At 42.0% G+C, this 17,731-nt stretch carries 18 protein-coding genes; 12 read left to right on the forward strand and 6 right to left on the reverse strand.

Annotated elements, in window-relative coordinates; all coding sequences use genetic code 11:
• Positions 1-73 precede the first annotated feature (73 nt).
• Genes FLP08_RS09240 through FLP08_RS09250 form a run of 3 tightly spaced genes read left to right on the forward strand, consistent with a single transcriptional unit; the run spans position 74 to position 3,431 of the window.
• Positions 74-1,528: a RimK family ATP-grasp domain-containing protein gene (locus FLP08_RS09240; protein WP_156276210.1), complete on the forward strand. Its 1,455-nt coding sequence runs from the start codon at positions 74-76 to the stop codon at positions 1,526-1,528.
• Positions 1,528-2,748, forward strand: coding sequence for a carboxylate-amine ligase (locus FLP08_RS09245; RefSeq protein ID WP_156276212.1), 1,221 nt, complete (start codon positions 1,528-1,530; stop codon positions 2,746-2,748). Before FLP08_RS09240 ends, FLP08_RS09245 begins: the two co-directional genes overlap by 1 nt.
• Positions 2,715-3,431, forward strand: a complete 717-nt coding sequence (locus FLP08_RS09250; protein ID WP_238388473.1) for an N-formylglutamate amidohydrolase — start codon at positions 2,715-2,717, stop codon at positions 3,429-3,431. The genes FLP08_RS09245 and FLP08_RS09250 overlap by 34 nt, the downstream gene beginning before the upstream one ends.
• A 55-nt stretch (positions 3,432-3,486) precedes the next feature.
• On the opposite strand, the gene FLP08_RS09255 is transcribed toward FLP08_RS09250, so the two are convergent.
• Both FLP08_RS09255 and FLP08_RS09260 read right to left on the reverse strand, forming a co-directional pair.
• Positions 3,487-3,897 carry an OsmC family protein gene (locus tag FLP08_RS09255; protein ID WP_156276214.1) on the reverse strand — a complete coding sequence of 137 codons (411 nt, stop codon included), beginning with the start codon at positions 3,895-3,897 and terminating at the stop codon, positions 3,487-3,489.
• Positions 3,898-4,046: 149 nt separating this feature from the next.
• Complete coding sequence (locus tag FLP08_RS09260; protein ID WP_156276216.1) at positions 4,047-4,478, reverse strand: FKBP-type peptidyl-prolyl cis-trans isomerase; 432 nt, start codon at positions 4,476-4,478, stop codon at positions 4,047-4,049.
• 198 nt (positions 4,479-4,676) lie between these two features.
• Here FLP08_RS09260 and FLP08_RS09265 point away from each other — a divergent pair, with 198 nt between their 5' ends.
• From FLP08_RS09265 to FLP08_RS09275, 3 genes are all read left to right on the forward strand, one after another.
• Positions 4,677-6,140 (forward strand): Gfo/Idh/MocA family protein, encoded by a 1,464-nt coding sequence (locus tag FLP08_RS09265; RefSeq protein ID WP_156276218.1) that lies wholly within the window; start codon positions 4,677-4,679, stop codon positions 6,138-6,140.
• A gap of 109 nt (positions 6,141-6,249) precedes the next feature.
• A complete protein-coding gene (locus tag FLP08_RS09270; RefSeq protein WP_238388474.1) occupies positions 6,250-6,603 on the forward strand; it encodes a 3D domain-containing protein in 354 nt (117 codons plus the stop codon).
• A 47-nt stretch (positions 6,604-6,650) separates the two neighbouring features.
• The gene (locus FLP08_RS09275; RefSeq protein ID WP_156276220.1) at positions 6,651-7,724 is read left to right on the forward strand and encodes a transporter substrate-binding domain-containing protein; all 1,074 of its coding nucleotides are present in this window, start codon (positions 6,651-6,653) and stop codon (positions 7,722-7,724) included.
• On the opposite strand, the gene FLP08_RS16530 is transcribed toward FLP08_RS09275, so the two are convergent.
• Complete coding sequence (locus FLP08_RS16530; protein ID WP_262885532.1) at positions 7,725-7,859, reverse strand: hypothetical protein; 135 nt, start codon at positions 7,857-7,859, stop codon at positions 7,725-7,727. It lies immediately after the preceding gene.
• A 139-nt stretch (positions 7,860-7,998) separates the two neighbouring features.
• Here FLP08_RS16530 and FLP08_RS09280 point away from each other — a divergent pair, with 139 nt between their 5' ends.
• Positions 7,999-8,151 carry a hypothetical protein gene (locus FLP08_RS09280; protein WP_156276222.1) on the forward strand — a complete coding sequence of 51 codons (153 nt, stop codon included), beginning with the start codon at positions 7,999-8,001 and terminating at the stop codon, positions 8,149-8,151.
• A gap of 1 nt (position 8,152) precedes the next feature.
• Here the strand turns inward: FLP08_RS09280 and FLP08_RS09285 are convergent, their stop codons facing one another.
• Positions 8,153-8,797: a hypothetical protein gene (locus FLP08_RS09285; protein ID WP_156276224.1), complete on the reverse strand. Its 645-nt coding sequence runs from the start codon at positions 8,795-8,797 to the stop codon at positions 8,153-8,155.
• Positions 8,798-8,897: 100 nt separating this feature from the next.
• Here FLP08_RS09285 and FLP08_RS09290 point away from each other — a divergent pair, with 100 nt between their 5' ends.
• Complete coding sequence (locus tag FLP08_RS09290; RefSeq protein WP_156276226.1) at positions 8,898-10,235, forward strand: aspartate kinase; 1,338 nt, start codon at positions 8,898-8,900, stop codon at positions 10,233-10,235.
• 62 nt (positions 10,236-10,297) lie between these two features.
• Here FLP08_RS09290 and FLP08_RS09295 read toward each other — a convergent pair whose 3' ends face one another.
• Both FLP08_RS09295 and FLP08_RS09300 read right to left on the reverse strand, forming a co-directional pair.
• Positions 10,298-11,536: a glycosyltransferase family 4 protein gene (locus tag FLP08_RS09295; protein ID WP_156276228.1), complete on the reverse strand. Its 1,239-nt coding sequence runs from the start codon at positions 11,534-11,536 to the stop codon at positions 10,298-10,300.
• A gap of 26 nt (positions 11,537-11,562) precedes the next feature.
• Positions 11,563-13,368 carry an SLC13 family permease gene (locus tag FLP08_RS09300; protein ID WP_156276230.1) on the reverse strand — a complete coding sequence of 602 codons (1,806 nt, stop codon included), beginning with the start codon at positions 13,366-13,368 and terminating at the stop codon, positions 11,563-11,565.
• A gap of 136 nt (positions 13,369-13,504) precedes the next feature.
• Between FLP08_RS09300 and FLP08_RS09305 the strand changes: the two genes are divergently transcribed.
• From FLP08_RS09305 to FLP08_RS09320, 4 genes are read left to right on the forward strand one after another with little or no spacing between them, the layout of a single operon-like run.
• The gene (locus tag FLP08_RS09305) at positions 13,505-14,008 is read left to right on the forward strand and encodes a GreA/GreB family elongation factor (RefSeq protein ID WP_156276232.1); all 504 of its coding nucleotides are present in this window, start codon (positions 13,505-13,507) and stop codon (positions 14,006-14,008) included.
• 45 nt (positions 14,009-14,053) lie between these two features.
• Positions 14,054-14,470 (forward strand): DoxX family protein, encoded by a 417-nt coding sequence (locus tag FLP08_RS09310; RefSeq protein ID WP_156276234.1) that lies wholly within the window; start codon positions 14,054-14,056, stop codon positions 14,468-14,470.
• Between the two features lie 7 nt (positions 14,471-14,477).
• Positions 14,478-16,373, forward strand: a complete 1,896-nt coding sequence (gene gnd / locus FLP08_RS09315) for a decarboxylating NADP(+)-dependent phosphogluconate dehydrogenase (protein WP_202912759.1) — start codon at positions 14,478-14,480, stop codon at positions 16,371-16,373.
• A 3-nt stretch (positions 16,374-16,376) separates the two neighbouring features.
• Positions 16,377-17,723 (forward strand): GntP family permease, encoded by a 1,347-nt coding sequence (locus FLP08_RS09320; protein WP_156276236.1) that lies wholly within the window; start codon positions 16,377-16,379, stop codon positions 17,721-17,723.
• Positions 17,724-17,731: the final 8 nt, after the last annotated feature.

Here is a 17,731-nt window from a genome sequence, read left to right on the forward strand (position 1 = left end):
TATTAAGCTGGGCTTAAAATCTAAAATTCGGATTGGTTTTTAATCTACATTTGACTAAATTTTTTATTGTTTAATGAATAAATATATTGTTGTAAATCAGCCTGAGACTTGGACGATATCATCAGAGCACGTAAAGATCATTTCGTCTAAGGATTATCTTACCAATCCTGAATACTCCAAATTGGGAAAGGCCAGGATTTTCAATCTTTGTAAAGATTATTCCTATCAGTCTAAAGGATATTATGTTTCCCTGCTGGCGGAAGCCCGTGGTCACCTGGCAATTCCAACGGTAAAGAACATCGTGGACCTGGGAGAGCCGAAACTTGTCAAGATCGTTTCAGAAGATTTCGACGATCTTCTTCAGCAGTCCCTTAAAAATATCAAGTCACAGGAGTTTACTTTGAGCATATATTTTGGCCAGAACGTGGCCGCGAAGTATCGTGAACTGAGCGCGATGTTCTTCAGGCATTTCCAGATCCCCTTTTTAAGGGTTAGATTCAATTTTACTACAAAGTGGAATATAAAAAGTATCAAGGCCATTTCTGAAGCCGAGATCCCGGCAGAACACAAAGAGAGCATGTTGCTTTTTGCTGAGCAGTATTTCGCTAAAAAGCGTTATGATACGCCCAGGAATACCAGTTTTGAATATGACCTGGCGATCCTTGTTCAGCCTGAAGATATTGCCCCGCCCAGTAATGCCAAAGCTTTGAAGAAATTTATCGAGGTAGCGGAGAAAATGGGTTTTTATACCGAAATCATTGGGCCCAAAGAACTTTCCAGGCTTCCAGCTTTCGATGCCCTTTTCATCAGGCAAAGTACAGAGGTGAACAATGAAGCCTATGCCTTTGCCCGTAAAGCCCAGCAGGAAGATATCGCGATCGTGGATTATCCAGATGCAATACTTAAATGCTGTAACAAGGTTTTTATGGCTGAAGCGTTGGAAAATGCCGGTATTCCTACACCAAAGACCATCATAGTGCATAAGGACAATAAGAATTCTGTCCTGGAGAAGACCGGCTTACCGGTGGTCCTGAAATCCCCTGATTCCACTTTTTCTTTCGGCGTTAAAAAAGCTGAGACCGAGGAAGAATATTTTGAGGTGGTGAATGCCATGCTCAAGAAATCAGACCTGGTGATCGCCCAGGAATTCTCTCCTTCAGATTACGACTGGCGCATAGGCATACTGGACGGAAGACCTTTCTATGCCTGCCGCTATTATATGGCCAAGGGACACTGGCAGATCTACAACTGGAGTGCAGATAAAAAAGACGACCAGGACGGGAATGCCGATTGCCTGCCAATTGAAAAAGTACCCGAAAAGATCCTGAAAAATGCCATTAAAGCCGCCAAACTAATGGGGAAGGGGCTTTATGGCATAGATATAAAAGAAGTAAATAAGAAGGCGCTGGTCATCGAGATCAACGACAATCCTAATATAGACGCCGGCGTGGAAGATGAGTTCTATGGCGAGCAGGTTTATATAGATATCATCAGCGCTTTAAAGAACCGACTAGAAAACAAAATATAATGGCCTACCACCTTTTTGAAGTTTATGGGATCGAGCTGGAGTATATGCTGGTTAAAATTCCAGAACTTAAGATAAACCCAATCGTAGATAAATTGCTTACCAAAAAAAATGGTTCTTTAACTTCAGACGTTGAGAACGGAAAAATTGAATGGAGCAATGAGTTGGTGTCTCATGTCGTGGAAATGAAAACCAATGGGCCTACTGCCGACCTGGAAGGGCTGGACAGGTTATTTTCAGAAAATGTAAGGGAGATCAATGGATTGCTTGATGAATTTGGCACCCGTTTGTTGCCTACCGCAGCCCATCCCATGATGGATCCTCATACTGAAACTAAATTGTGGCAACATCATTACAGCAAGATCTACGCTCTTTATAACCGAATTTTCGATTGCAAGGGACATGGCTGGAGCAATGTGCAAAGCATGCATATTAACCTGCCATTTTTTGATGATGCCGAATTTGAGAAGCTTCATGCGGCAATAAGGTTACTTTTGCCTATCATTCCCGGTCTCGCGGCAAGTTCGCCCGTGCTCGATGGAGATTTCACCGGATATAAGGATGCCCGTATGCATTACTATAAGACCAACCAGAAAGAGATCCCGCATATGACCGGTAAGGTGATCCCCGAACAGGTCTTTAATAAAGCAGATTACAATAAGGTGATTTTCGAGCCTATTACTGAAGCCATAAAACCTTTCGATACCGAAAAGATCCTGGACCATCATTTTTTGAATTCAAGGGGTGCCATTTCCAGGTTTGACCGAAATGCCATTGAAATAAGGGTGATAGACATTCAGGAAAATCCTTCGGCAGATGTGGCCATAGCAGCTTTGATCATTGAGGTTTTAAAATTATTGGTAAGGGAGGAGCTTATCTCCCTGGAAGACCAGAAATCATGGCATGAAGACGAGCTGTTCAGGATCTTTGATGAAGTGATAGTCAATGCTGAAAATACGCTTATCACAGATAAAAGATTCCTTGCAGTCTTTGACTTGCATAAGGAGGCAGATGTTAAAAGTATCTGGAAGAAACTTTATGAAAAGGTGGGAGAGCAGCTTAGTGAAAATCATCAGAAGCATATTGAATTCATCCTGCAAAATGGCAGCCTGGCGACCAGGATCCTGAAGGCTTTGCGAAATGATTTTTCCCAGGCTCATATTATCAGGGTATATTCCAGGCTGGCAGAATGCCTGCAGGAGAACAGAATGTTCCGGCCATGAAACTGCTGTTAAGCTGTGAACACGCATTCCCTTCTATTCCGAAGGAATACCAGTATTTATTTGAATCTGACCAACAGATACTGGATACCCATGAGGCCTTTGACCTGGGGGCATTCGATCTATATAAGTTTCTGGACCCCATTGCAGATAGCTCTCATTACCAGGAAGTAGGGAGGCTACTTGTAGAAAGTAACCGGTCTCCCTGGCATAAGAAACTGTTTTCAAGGTTTTCAAAAGACCTGCCCCTGGACGAAAAGAAAAAGATTCTTTCTGAATTTTATGAACCATACAGGGAAAAAGTACAAAATTCTATCAGGAAAATGATAGAGCAGGGGCATGACGTGCTGCATTTTTCGGTGCATAGCTTTACACCGGTTTTGCATGGGCTGGAAAGGAAAGCCGATATTGGAATATTATACGATCCAGGCAGGAAGATGGAGAAAACTTTAGCCCTTAAAATAAAAGAAGATCTACAGCAAAAATTACCCGGTTTCAGGATAAGGTCTAATTATCCCTACCTGGGAAAAGCTGATGGCTTTACCACCAGCCTGCGTAAAATATTCCCTGAGCGGTATGCGGGAATAGAACTGGAAGTGAACCAGAAATGTGTGGAAGATAACCTGATGGAAGAAAAAATAAAAAAAGCGGTTTTCTACGCCCTGCAGCAAATAAAAAAGGTTTAAAAAGACAGATCCCAGATCCATCTTTTTAAACCTTTAATTTCAATTTTTAGCTTTATTATTTTAGATCGTACTCCAGGGTGATCTCTGCGTTGAGCAATTTGGACAATGGGCAATTTTCTTTGGCCTTGTTGGCGATCTTATCGAATTTGTCCTTATCTATCCCTGGTACATCTGCATTCAGAATTAGGTGAGACTTGGTGATCTCGCCATCTTCAAATGTGATCTCTGAAGTAGTTTCCAGGCTTGTTGGTTCAAAACCATCTTCGGTAAGAAAAGCAGAAAGCTGCATGCTAAAGCAGCCGGCATGGGCCGCACTAACCAGTTCTTCCGGATTTGTACCTTTTCCATTTTCGAACCTGGTTTTAAACGAATATTGTGCATCTTTTAAAACCCCGCTTTCCAGGCTTACTGTTCCCTTTCCTTCTTTCAAAGAGCCATTCCAAACGGCTGATCCTTTTCTTTTCATGATTTAATTTTTTTGTTGATTCTTCCCTAATTTAAGAAGGTGAGAAGGATTCAGAAAAGAATTATAATAACCTTAACCTAACCGGGCCAAATATGCATAAAAAAAGCCCGGAACATGTCCGGGCTAATATTGAATATTCTGGTTAACTCTTATTTGATCTCTACAACTTCAAGATCAAAAATAAGGTCTTTACCTGCAAGTGGATGGTTCGCATCTACTACGATACTATCATCTTTTACCTCGGTTACTACAAGGTTGATCTCACGACCGTCAGGAGCCTTAGAAACTAGAGGCATTCCCACTTCTGGTTTAAGCTCTTCCGGTAGCTGACTTTTTTCAACTTCCTGGATAAGCTCAGCTTTAGGCTCTCCGTAAGCTTCTTCTTTTGGTATATTGATAGTTTTCTTTTCGTTCACTTCCATCCCGATAAGTCCATCTTCAAAACCTGGGATAAGCTGACCCTGTCCTAGGGTAAACTCTATAGGTTCTCCACGCTCTACTGAACTATCGAAAACCTGACCGTCTTCTAACTTCCCTGTGTAATGTACCTTAACGGCGTCATTTTGCTTAACTTGACTCATAAAAAGTATTTTTTTCTATTATAATTTCGGCTATAAATTAATTTCCAGCCATTTACGGCTAGTATGGTACAAGTACCCTGCCGAAATTCCAATAACCCGACAGAATATCCGATGATGATACATTTTGTCATATTTTGACTAAATTGGGGCTAGGTCTGAAAGATCAAACTTCAATTCTGTCAATAACTACTTAGTATTATGAAATCATCAAAAAAACCAGTTGATCCCAATTCACGCAGAGATTTTATGAAAAAATCGGCCATTGCCGCCGCAGGTATCACTATAGTTCCTAGACATGTACTGGGTGGACCCGGGTTTGTCGCTCCAAGCGATAAATTGCTAATCGCTGGGATCGGGGTTGGTGGAAAAGGCGAATCTGACCTTACCAGCTTCTATGAAAGTGGAAAAGCCGAGATCGCTTTTCTATGCGATGTGGATGACAGAAGGGCGCAGGCTTCCAGGGAACGATTCCCAAAAGCCAAATATTATAAGGATTACCGGGAACTCTTCGATAAGGAATCAAAGAATTTTGATGCGGTAAGCGTTTCCACACCAGACCATAATCACGCGGTACAGACGATGGCCGCGATGAAAAGGGGGAAACATGTCTACGTTCAAAAACCCCTGACCCATGATATCTATGAAGCTCGTAAACTCACCGAAGCAGCTGAAAAATATAAGGTGGTAACCCAAATGGGAAATCAGGGAGCCTCCGGTGACGGAGTAAGAAAGATGAAAGAATGGTACGATGCCGGCATTATTGGGAATGTAAAGGAGGTTTATGTATGGACCAACCGACCGGTTTGGCCCCAGGGAATTCCTTGGCCTAAGACTTCTTCACCTGTTCCAGCAGAGCTCGACTGGGATTTATGGTTGGGAACGGCTCCCCGAAAGGAATATGTAGACGGGCTGGTTCCATTCAACTGGCGTGGCTGGTGGGACTATGGTACCGGCGCACTAGGAGATATGGGTTGCCATTTAATTGAACCTCCTTTTAGCGTTCTGGGGTTAAAATACCCGAAAGAAGTGGAATGTAGTGTGGGAAGTGTGTATGTTGACGAATTCCAGAGGGGGTATTTCCCGGAAAGCTGTCCGCCATCGAGTCATGTTATCATGAGCTTTGATAATAAGTATTCTGCCTCTAAAGATATTAAACTGCACTGGATGGACGGAGGCATCAAGCCAGTGCGGCCAGAAGAACTTGGCCCTGAAGAAACCTTCGGCGACGGTGGGAACGGAGCTCTTATCATTGGGGACAAGGGCAAGATGATGTGCGGAACCTATGGCCTGAACCCAAGACTGCTGCCAACCTCTAAAACCGAAGAAGTATCTGTTCCACAGAAATATGAGCGAGTGAAGAACGGAATAAATGGCCATTATGCCCAGTGGGTGGAAGCCGCCATCGCTGGTTACGGTAAAAAGGAATTAAGCTCCCCTTTCGAGATCGCCGGTCCGCTGACTGAATCAATGCTTATTGCCAACCTGGCTATTAGGGGGTATGACATTCAGAAAACCAGGAAAAATAAAGAAGGGCATGAAGAGGTTTACTACCCGGGCCGAGACATAAAAATGATCTGGGATGCCCAGAATATGAAGGTGACCAATTTTGATGAGGCCAACCAGTTCGTAAAAAGGGAATATCCTCAAGGTTTTAGTTTATAGTTATATGCATAGAAAGTGGAGCATAAAATTTCCGGAAATAACCAGAATATTTGCACTTGGTATAATATGCAGCCTGTTATTTTTCATTTCATCCTGTAAAAAAAGGAAGTTGGACGATTCAGACCTGGATTGGGATACCATCTGCGTAACTGCGACAGCTTATAACTCGGTAGTATATCAGACCCAGAATAATCCCAGGATCACTGCCTGGGGCGACACGCTTAAACCGGGAATGAAAGCAGTGGCCGTTTCCAGAGATCTTTTAAGAATGGGGCTAGACCATAACTCAAGGATCAGGATCGAAGGTTTTGACAGTGTTTTTCTAATCAAGGATAAAATGCATTACCGCTGGAGGAACAGGATAGATATTTATATGGGTGAGGATATAGAAAAGGCTAAGAATTTCGGAAGGAAAAAGCTCAATATCGCCTATATCTTCGATAAAGACGCTGCCAGGAAATAATACCGTTTTTAACTTCTTTATTATATTCGAAGCAAAATTCGTTTTCCATGCCTCATATCCAAAAGTACTGCCTTTATATTTTTATCATCTTATTCAGTTTGCCGGGCTTTGGCCAGGTGACAGATTCTATTCGATTTAAGAATAAACTGGTCATCGGGATAACCCAAACTCCGCCCTTCGTGGAAAAGCGGCCGCAGGGCTATGCCGGGCTAAGTATATCTTCCTGGAAAATGGTGAATGAGCAATTGCAATTGCCTTACGAGTTCAAGGAATATGAGAATCTGGGAAAATTATTGCAGGCCATAGAGAATGCTGAAGTAGATTTCAGTGTAAACCCCATTACGGTTACCGATAACCGGATGAAAAGAATGGATTTTTCGCAGCCATACTTTATTTCCCATACGAGTGTTGCTAAGAAAAAGGAATCCAGATTTCTCAAGCATATTAAGAATCTATTTAGCTGGGATTTCTTTTCGGTAATCGGGCTGTTGCTATTTGTAATCTTTATTTTTGGTTTCCTGGTATGGCTTTTCGAAAGAAAAAAGAACAAGGAGGAATTTGGGGGTGATCTTAGAGGCATCATGCAGGGATTCTGGTGGAGTGCCGTCACCATGACTACCGTTGGTTACGGAGATAAATCACCTCGAACCACCGGCGGAAGGATCATTGGCCTTATCTGGATGTTCATGGCCGTGATCATTATCTCCAGTTTTACGGCGGGTATCGCTTCGTCTCTTACAGTTGAAAGCATTAATGAGGAGATCACGAGCATAGAAGACCTGGAAAGATTTGATGTGACCACCGTAAAAAGTTCGAGTTCCGAAGAACTTCTGGAACTTTATAATATTGAAAATGAACTGGTGAGTACCGGAGCAGAAGGCCTGCAGGCAGTATTCGAGGAAAAGACGAAACTTTTCGTCTACGATGAACCTATTCTGAAATTCGAAATAGAAAGGATGGATATTTCCGGTGATGTGGAAATCCTGGGCCAGAGCCTTAAAAAGGACTATTACAGCTATGCCTTTCCTAAAGGCTCGGAACTATTGAAGACCATAAACCCGATATTAATAAGGACTCTGAAAAGTATGGAATGGGCGACTTTAGTGAAGGAGTATAATTAATCAGCTTCCCAGGCCCAGGTAGCCAAGCAGGATCCATAGAATGATGAAAACCACGATCATTCCTATGCAACCGCAACCGCCACCAAATTTCTTAGCGCCCCAACCGGCAAGTATGGCCCTGAGCAGGTTTTTCATAACAGGAAATTTAATACCTGAAATTAATTATGCAAAGTTTAATTGTTGTGCTTATTGGGATAATTTTAAAACCAATTTGTGTTAAATATTTGATTTTTAGTATATTGAGCGCCATTTTCGATTCTAACCGATCTAAATTATGCTAACTCGAAATAATCCCGATAAACAAACCGACCTGGAATTTCTCAAACGCATACGGCAGGGGAATAGGAAAAAGTTCTTTATCGCCTTTGCCCTTATCGTGCTGATGGCCGTAATCGCCATGACGGGAGTCTATTACGAATACTGGTAGTTTATTGCTTGATCTCGTTCATTAACAGGAACGCCTTGTTTATATATTCTTTTTCAAGAAATAATGCGAAATAGTTGGAAGTAGAGATCATTTCAAAAACCGGGATGCCTTCGTAGGCCAGCAATTTAAAAATATAGAAATAGAGGCCCACCGTTTGGGAACTGTTCTTAGGTAAGGCTATGGTTATGGAAGAAAGTTCATCCTTAACCGAAACTCTAACCTCATTTCTGAAACATTTTTCCACCAGGTCTGTAAGTGAAGATGAAACCAGGATATTGCTTTCCTGGTAATTGCTGGAGTAATTCAGATAGATCCCGGTCTGGTCCTTTACCGCTTCCAGCAATCTTGCCTTATTTGCAATAATTGTTTTGGAATTCAAAAAAGTGTATTCGGTAATACCAGATCTCACAATGATATCTCCCAGCTCCCTTAAACTTTGCATGTTAACTTTGGTGCGGCTGGGAGCATACCTTCTAAGGGCCATAATGATACTTCCCTGTTTCACAGGTTTGCGCATTTCTTTTTCAACCTGAGGCTGAATATCTGCCGCAAGACCGCTAAAGTTTATAATATCTCTTGCGATGGCATCATCCAAAAAGGGCTGGTGCCTTATAATGTCATGAACACAGGTAGTTATCGTCTTCATTGTTAATTATTGAACATTTTGTACAAATGTATATAAAATGAAATATAATTTTTGCCTCGCTTCCTTTTAATTATACCTATGCAATCTGAAATTTTTAAGTATGAAAGTTTTAAAATTTGGAGGTACTTCTGTTGGCTCTGCTGCAAGTATCAGGAATGTAAAGAATATCGTTTTAAACCAGCCCGGTGATAAGCTGCTGGTACTTTCAGCCATGTCTGGGGTAACCAATTTCCTGGTAGAGATCTCATCTCTATCACAGAAAAAGGAATATGCTTCGATCGAAGAAAGAATTCAGGGATTGAGAGATAAACATTTTTTATTAATAGATGAATTAATTCCGGAAGAAAATTTAAACCTTTCAGTAAAGAGTCATATTGAGGATCTGCTAACAGGTCTGCAGGATACAGCGAATTCAGCCTGGAGCAAGGAAACAGATGCGAAGATCATAACCACAGGAGAAAGTCTTTTAACCTATATTTTCAGCTCCTTTATGGCTTTTGAAGGTATTGCAAACAGTCTTCTGGATGCCAAGAAGTTTATGCATATAAGCAATCTTGAAAACCCGGATACTTCCCATATTGGTGAATTGCTGAATGATGAACTAAAGGCTTCCCAACAGACCGAGATCCTGGTAACCCAGGGATTTGTGAGAAGAGATGCTGAAGGCAAAATAAATACATTAAAACGTGGTGGCAGCGATTATACCGCTACCATACTGGGTGCGGCTATCAGGGCTTCTGAGATACAGATATGGACAGACATAAGTGGCCTGCACAATAATGATCCTCGCTACGTAGAGGGCACACAGCCCGTTGCCGACCTTAGCTTTGAGGAAGCTGCCGAGCTGGCCTATTTTGGAGCGAAGATCCTGCATCCACAGACAATTTCACCCGTTATTGGAAAAAATATTCCGGTCTATCTTAAAAATACATTCACCCCCGAGGCAAAAGGTACCTGCATAGGTTCGAAGGCTTCCAGCAAAGGATTAAAGGCTATTTCAGCCAAAGATGAGATCACCGCGATCAAGATCAAGTCCAACCGAATGCTGATGGCACACGGTTTCCTGAAAAAGATTTTCGAGATCTTCGATAAATATGAAACCGCGATAGATATGATCACAACCTCCGAAATTGCGATTTCTCTTACGATCGATGATTGCTCTAACCTGGACCAGATCATGGAAGAGCTTCAGAATTATGGGGAGATAAGCGTAGATTCAAATCACAGCATTATTTGCGTGGTAGGTGAGGGGCTTATAGAAGATCGCGGAACTTCCCGATTGTTCGAAATACTCCAGGACGTTCCAATTCGTATGATCTCCTACGGCGGGAGCAATAACAATATTTCGCTTTTGGTGAATACCTCCAATAAAATCGAGGTGCTTCGAAAGCTGAATGAAAAGCTTTTTTTAAACCAGGTAACTAATCCTGTTTTGTAGTTTGTGTTAAACAGTTTTTTTGTGTAGTGAACCGTCGGGAGCTTAATTGAGACCGGCGGTTATTATTTTTTGTTCCTGTTCTTTTCCTCGATAAACCTGGACATGAAATATGTACTGCGGTGCAGATGGTGCCTTAACATTTTACCGGTGAAATTCATGTTTCGGTGATCTTTCAGATTATTCAGGATCAAATTGATTCTTTGCTGAAATAAATTACCATGCTCTTTTCCATTAAATCGGGAATTGATTATTTCAAATCCTTTCTGTTGTTTTTGTTCCCATAGATCCTGATTCGAATAAAGTTCGACCGCACGGTTGATGAATTCCCTATCTCCGTGGGTAATGAACCCGTTCCATTCCATCTCAGCATTGATGCCTTCTGCCCCGGTTGGGGTAGTAACAGATACTGTACCGTTCTGCATGGCTTCTACGAGTTTTCCTTTAAGCCCTGCACCAAAATTTATGGGTGCCAGACACACCCTGCTTTCTTTCATCGCCTTTGTCGAATCCTCTACCCAGCCATGAACAAGAAAATTTTCCCTGGCATTATGTAGGTTTACAACCTTTTGAGAGGCATAAGCACCATAGATATTCATCCTGGCATCAGGCAATTTTTTTCTGATCTCGGGCCAGATCTTTTCCTTCAGGTACAGGACGGCCTGCCAGTTTGGTTCATGTAGAAAATTCCCGATACTTATAAAATCTTTACGTTCCTCGAAACCGGGTAGCATTTCTTGTTCCTTAGATGAAATTTCTGAAAACATATAAGGCAGGTAAAAAAGTATATCTTCAGGAATATTGAATTTGTCCTGTAGTAATTTTATTTCCGGTTCAGAAATGATCAGGCTAAGATCACACCTGTAAATGGCAGCGATCTCCCTTTTGGCAAGCTCAGATTCATTAAGGAGCTGCTCTTCTGTTCGGTTTTCCTTAAAAGCCTTTTGACGGGCTTCTCTAAGAAAATGCAAATCTTCGGTATCAAGAATTTTTAATGCCTCAGGACAATTTTCATCGACCCGCCAGCCAAACTGTTCCTCCATCATGAACCGGTCGAATAGAACGATTTCAGGATCAAGCCTTTTCAGAATCGAATCGAAGCTTGGGTCGTTTAGTTGGATTTTCTCTTCAACAATTCCTAGTGAAGATAGATCGGCTTTGTTCTGGGTTTCTTTAGCGGTAGAGGCAAAGATCACTTCATAGCCAGAGTTCCTGAACAATTTCAGTAATTGCATCATTCTTGTGCCCGCCGCCGAAGATGTAGGCTCGGGCCAGACATAACCAATAACCAGAAGTTTCGCCATTCAATTTTTTTTTCAAAAATAACATTTTACAGTTGTCCCGAAAGCAGAAGGGTAGCGGTAATCCAGAGGATTAGTGAAAGTACGCCTCCAATGATGAGAAAATGTTTGAATTTGTAGATCCCCATTCCGTAAATAATTGTGTTGGTCTGGTAGCCTACCGGGGTAAAAAAGCTGAAATTTGCGGCGAATAGAACCGAAAGTATAAAAGGCTTTGGATCAAGTTGTAGGGAGGAGGCTATAGTAATGGCAATAGGGGCAATAATGATCGCGGTGGCATTATTAGAAATAAATCCGCTTAGGAACATAGTTACGAAAAAGAGTAGGCCCATGATCACAATATCACTTTTATCATCGAACAGCATTAATAACTGGTCTGAGATCCACTGGTCGGCACCTGTATTGCTCATGGCCACCCCCAGGGGGATCATTCCTGCTAAAAGGAAAATGATCTGCCAGTTGACCTGAGAATATACCTTTCCAAGGTCGATACATTTTAAAAAGATCATTAAAAAACAGCCAATAAGGGCGCTTTTAAGGATAGGGAAAATCGAAAAAGCAGAGAGCCCGATGACCAGTAACAAGATGCCAAAGGTAAGATTCCGCTTGTATAGGCTTGGTACACTGATGTCTGAATACTCTCTGAGTATACTTACGTTTTCCATTTTTCGAAGGTTCTCTATGTCTTTTTGAGTGACCTCTACCAGTAAACGATCTCCAACCCTGAGTTCGATATCATCAGATTTCCGGTCGAATATCCTCCTCCCAGGATTCCTGAAACTACGCCGCTTCCTGATTGCCAGCGGCACCGCACCATGGAGGTCGTACCAGCCTACTGTCTTGATACTTTTTCCGATAAGCGGTGAATTGGGAAGCATCAGCAATTCCACCACCTGGATATTTTCCTCGGGATTGGTTTCAGTTTCAATATCTTCTTCGATTTCCTGTTCGATATTCTTAATAATAGTGAGGTCTCCAGATTCCTTTAATTTGATTAGATGTTCAATATTACACCGTAGTAAAAGCTGATCACCTTCCTTCAAAGTAGTGTATTTTCCAGGGTGCTCATTGATCACGGCATTTCTTTTAAGCCTTATCACCTCAATGCTATCCTCTTCACCACCAAAAACCTCTTCTATACTCTTGCCAATTAGCAGTGAATTTTTTGTCACTATTCCCCGGGTTATGAATTCATCCAGGTCATAAACAGTTGACAGCATGCTTTGCTTTTTCGGGAGAAAACTGATCATAAGGCTTACCACCGCAATGGTAATGACCAGGAAGATAACTCCCAGCCAGGTGAATTCAAAGAATTTGAATCTTTCCACCCCGCGCTCTATGGCCACGGCATTCACGATAAGGTTGGTAGAGGTTCCCATCAAGGTGCAGCTTCCGCCAATAATACCTGCGAAAGAAATTGGCAGTAATAATTTTGAAGCTGGGATATCGTATTTTTCACTTAGTTCATTCACGATCTTAACAAAAACAAGTACCACGGCCGTGGTATTGATAAATGCTGAGATCCCGCCGGCGATGAACATGAAAAGCGGTACCATAAGAAAAAGGGGGAATCCCCTGAGCCTTTTCAGACTTTTGGCCAGCCAGTCGATCACACCATTATCCTCAAGCCCCACTGCGATGATCATCAGGGCAAGAACTGTAATGGTCGCGGGACTTGAGAATCCGGAAATGGCTTCCTCCGGGCTTATAAGATTGGTCAAAAGCAGGCTTACCATAATGAAGAACGCGATCTTGTCTACCGGGAATACTTCCAGGGCAAACAGGAAAATCACCGTGATGATTATCGCAAATAGAATGATGATCTCGAGTGTCATGGTTCTTCATTATTACTTATAAAAATAACTTTAAGTTCTATTATCTCGTTTTCTTTCTGAAAGATTTATGACTTAGAAAATATCAAATTCTATCCCTTTGACTTTTATTTCATAGATTACAGTTAAATTTTCAGAAATGAGCAGAGGATTTGTCAAGGAAGAAGACCAGGAAGAACCATTATTAGTTCCACCCCGGGCGGCATTGCCCGCTGGAGAAACCAATTACGTGACCGCAAACGGGCTAAAGGAACTAAAAGAGGAACTGGAGGAACTTGAACATGAGCGGGCTAACGTATTTGCTGAAAATGAGACCGAAAAACGAAGGGAGCAAAGCCTGATTGATGGGAAAATCAAACTCTTGAGCGAGCGCCTCAATTCAGCACGGCTGTTAACTCCGGAAGACCTTCCCAAGGACGAAGTTAGGTTTGGTGTTCATGTGGAGATTGAATATTTGGAAAAAGGGCTGAAACAGAAATTCCAGATCGTTGGCGTGGATGAAGCTGATATCAAAAAGCAAAAGATCGCCTTTGTAGCACCAATTTCAAGGGCAATTACCGGAAAGAAGATCGGGGAGCAGGTAGATTTTAAACTGGGGAGTGAAGTAAGAAAATTGAAGATCCTTAGCATAAAATACGATTAGGACCCGCGGATTTATAGAATATTCTAAACCAATTAAATCAAAAATATGTCCACAGCTTACAAAACCAATATCAATCTTGCCAACATGGATTTTGCCCTGCTAATATTCAGGATTGGAATAGGCGTCTTAATGTTTAGCCATGGCTTTCCTAAATTTCTCAATTTCTTTACTGCCGAAGAGATAAAATTTGCTGATCCCGTTGGCCTGGGAGAACAAATCACCTTTGCGCTTGCTGTATTTGCCGAGTTCGTATGTGCCATATTTGTAATACTTGGTTTTCTAACCAGATTTGCCGCTATCCCCGTCATTCTTACCATGGCTGTTGCGGTTTTTATAGTACACATAGAAGATCCGTTTTCTAAACAGGAGCTTCCTTTGCTTTATCTTGTGTGTTTTACGGTTATTGCCATGACCGGCCCCGGTAAATATTCTCTGGATTACCTTTTACAGAATAAAAAATAAGTAGATTTTGAGCAAGGTATACATTTTAATGGGAGTTTCAGGGGTAGGAAAGACCACCCTCGGCAGCATGCTGGCCAAGGAACTTTCTGTACCTTTTTATGATGCTGACAGTTTTCATCCCGCTTCCAATATCGAAAAGATGCAAAATGGGATTGCCCTGAATGACGAGGACAGGGAAGAATGGCTTGCCCGAATGAGTTCACTAATTCCTGAATGGCAAAATTCAGGTGGAGGGGTTCTGGCTTGCTCTGCCCTAAAGGAGAAATACCGGAAACAGCTTGCAGGCAATACTAAAAATGATCTGGAGTGGATCTTTCTTTATGAAGATTTCAGTATAATAGCAGACAGGATCAACAAACGCAAACTGCACTTTTTCGATCCCAGTCTTTTAAGGTCACAGTACGATATCCTGGAACCGCCAGATTATGGAATACATATAAAGGTGGAGAATTCTCCAGAGGAGTCTTTAAAGGAAATAATCGAAAAACTTAGAATGCCTGGGATCGGCATCATTGGTCTTGGGGTTATGGGTAAAAGCCTTGCCCTCAATCTGGCGAGTAAAGGTTATTCAGTTGCTGCTTATAACCGCCAGGAAAGCGAGGAAGAAAAGGATCTGGTTAAGAATTTCACCGCTAAGAATTCAGGTGAATTCGATTTTCATGTTTTTGAAGATCTTCAAGATTTTGTTCTGAATCTTAAACCTCCAAAGAAAATACTTTTGATGATCAAAGCAGGACCTCCTGTTGATGAGATGCTTAAAAAACTGATTCATTTTATAGGTCCCGGTGATCTTGTAATGGATGGCGGTAATTCCCATTTTAAAGATACTGAAAGAAGGTATGAAAGATTAGCTCAGTCGGGAATTCATTACCTGGGGGTCGGAATTTCCGGTGGGGAAGAAGGGGCCTTGAACGGACCTTCAATAATGCCGGGAGGCTCTATCGACGGCTATAACCTGATAAAGGATATTTTTAAGGACATGGCAGCTAAAGACAGGAAAGGTGATTCCTGCTGTACCTATATTGGCGCGGGAAGTTCAGGCCATTATGTTAAAATGCTTCATAATGGAATTGAATATGGCGAAATGCAACTTATTGCCGAATTTTATTATTTCCTAAGGTTTTTCCAGAACTGGTTGCCGGAAGAGATCTCCGCGCTGTTTAAAGAGTGGAACAAAAAAGAGAAAAGTTTCCTTTTGGAGATCACGGCCGACATTCTGATCAAAAAAGAAGCGAACGATTATTTGCTGGATAAAGTACTGGATATAGCAGGTCAAAAAGGTACCGGTGGCTGGACCACTCTTGCAGCACTCGAGGTGGGGGTATCCCTGGACACAATAACTGCCTCCGTTTTCGCCAGGAATATTTCTGCCTTTAAAGAATTAAAAAACCAGGCCGGCAGTCTTTATAAAATGCCCCTGTGCAAAGATTTTGAAATTTCATCTGAGGAACTTTATAAGGCCTATAAAGCTGCTTCCATTATTAACCATAGTATCGGTTTTGAATTGTTAAGAAAAGCTTCTGTAGAATATGCCTGGAATTTGGATCTATCTGAAATTGCCAGGATCTGGACAAATGGCTGTATCATTAGATCGGCTTTTATGGAAGATCTTTCTGAAATTTATACCTCGGCAGAGACCAGGCATCTATTGCTTTACCAAGAGATCGCGGAAGAAATGAATAAATATCAGGATTCCTTTATCAGGAACGTTCCCAGGATAATATCACGTGGGTGTCCCATGCAGGTGAGCTCTGCGGCCCTGAATTATTTTTTAAGTTTTACCCGGGATAAAACTTCGGCAAACCTTATACAGGCACAAAGGGATTATTTTGGCGCTCATACCTATGAAAGGACAGATAAACCAAGAGGAGAGTATTTTCATACTAACTGGAAACAGGAGTAATTTATGGATGTACAAATCTTATTCGCCGTTCTTGGGGGGATAGCCATTCTATTATTCCTGATTCTTAAACTTAAGATCCAGGCCTTTCTGGCCCTGCTTATCGTTTGTATCCTGGTTGGAATTTTCGCGGGATTGCCAGCTACCGAAATTTTGACGACCATGCAGGAAGGTGTGGGAAGCACCTTAGGATTTGTTGCTACTGTTGTAGGCCTGGGAGCTTTATTTGGGGGCATACTGGAGCAATCTGGTGGCGCAAATAGTCTGGCGAAATATTTAATTCTTAAAACAGGTGAAAGTAAATCCCCCTGGGCGATGATGCTTACCGGTTTCCTCGTGGCTATCCCGGTTTTCTTTGATGTAGCTTTTATCATCCTTGTTCCAATAACCTATGCCCTAAGTAAAAAAACTGGGAAATCGTTGTTGCTTTATGCCATGCCTTTACTTGCCGGGCTTGGCATTACCCATGCTTTTATTCCGCCGACCCCTGGCCCCATAGCGGTGGCCGATATTTTAGGAGCAGACCTGGGTTGGGTCATCCTGTTTGGGATAATAACTGGTATACCTGTAGCAATATTAAGCGGACCCATTTTCGCAAAATTTCTGTCCAAAAGACTGTATATTGAACCTCCTTCATTTAGCAACGCAAATACCGAGGATGAAATAAACCTTCCTTCTCCGGATCTTATCATTTCCATCATTTTTGTCCCTATTTTCCTTATTGTGCTGAATACTGTTTTAACCAGCGCCTTGTTTCCGGAAAATTTTATTTCTGGATACTGGCTCTATTTGATCAATCTGCTGGGGCATCCCTTTACAGCCTTGATCATCGCTAATTTATTGGCCTGGTATTTTATTGGGATTAAAAGGGGAGCGGGAAAGGAATTTCTGAATAAAACTGCAATGAAATCCTTTGAAGCAGCCGGGATCATCATTCTTCTTACAGGAGCAGGAGGAGCCTTTAAGCAAATATTGATCAGGACTGGAGCAGGGGAAATGATCGCAGCATCCCTTCAAGGGACATTTATAAACCCTCTCTTCTTTGGATTTATTATTGCATTACTCGTCAGGTTGTTACAGGGATCGGCAACAGTAGCGATGATCACTGCCGCCGGGATTACCGCCCCGGTTTTAATCTCCTCTGCGCTTTCTCCTTCTGAAACCGCATTGATCGTGATCGCTATAGCAGCCGGGGCCACCGGATTTTCTCATGTAAATGATAGCGGATTTTGGCTGGTAGGAAAATACCTTGGCCTTAGCGAGAAACAAACTTTCAGGTCATGGACATTGATGACGGGCATCATCTCCATTTTAGGATTGACCGTAAGTTCAATTCTTTACTACCTGGTATAAAAAAACCG

It is taken from the genome of Christiangramia aestuarii, from assembly GCF_009735585.1.
Lineage (GTDB): Bacteria > Bacteroidota > Bacteroidia > Flavobacteriales > Flavobacteriaceae > Christiangramia > Christiangramia aestuarii.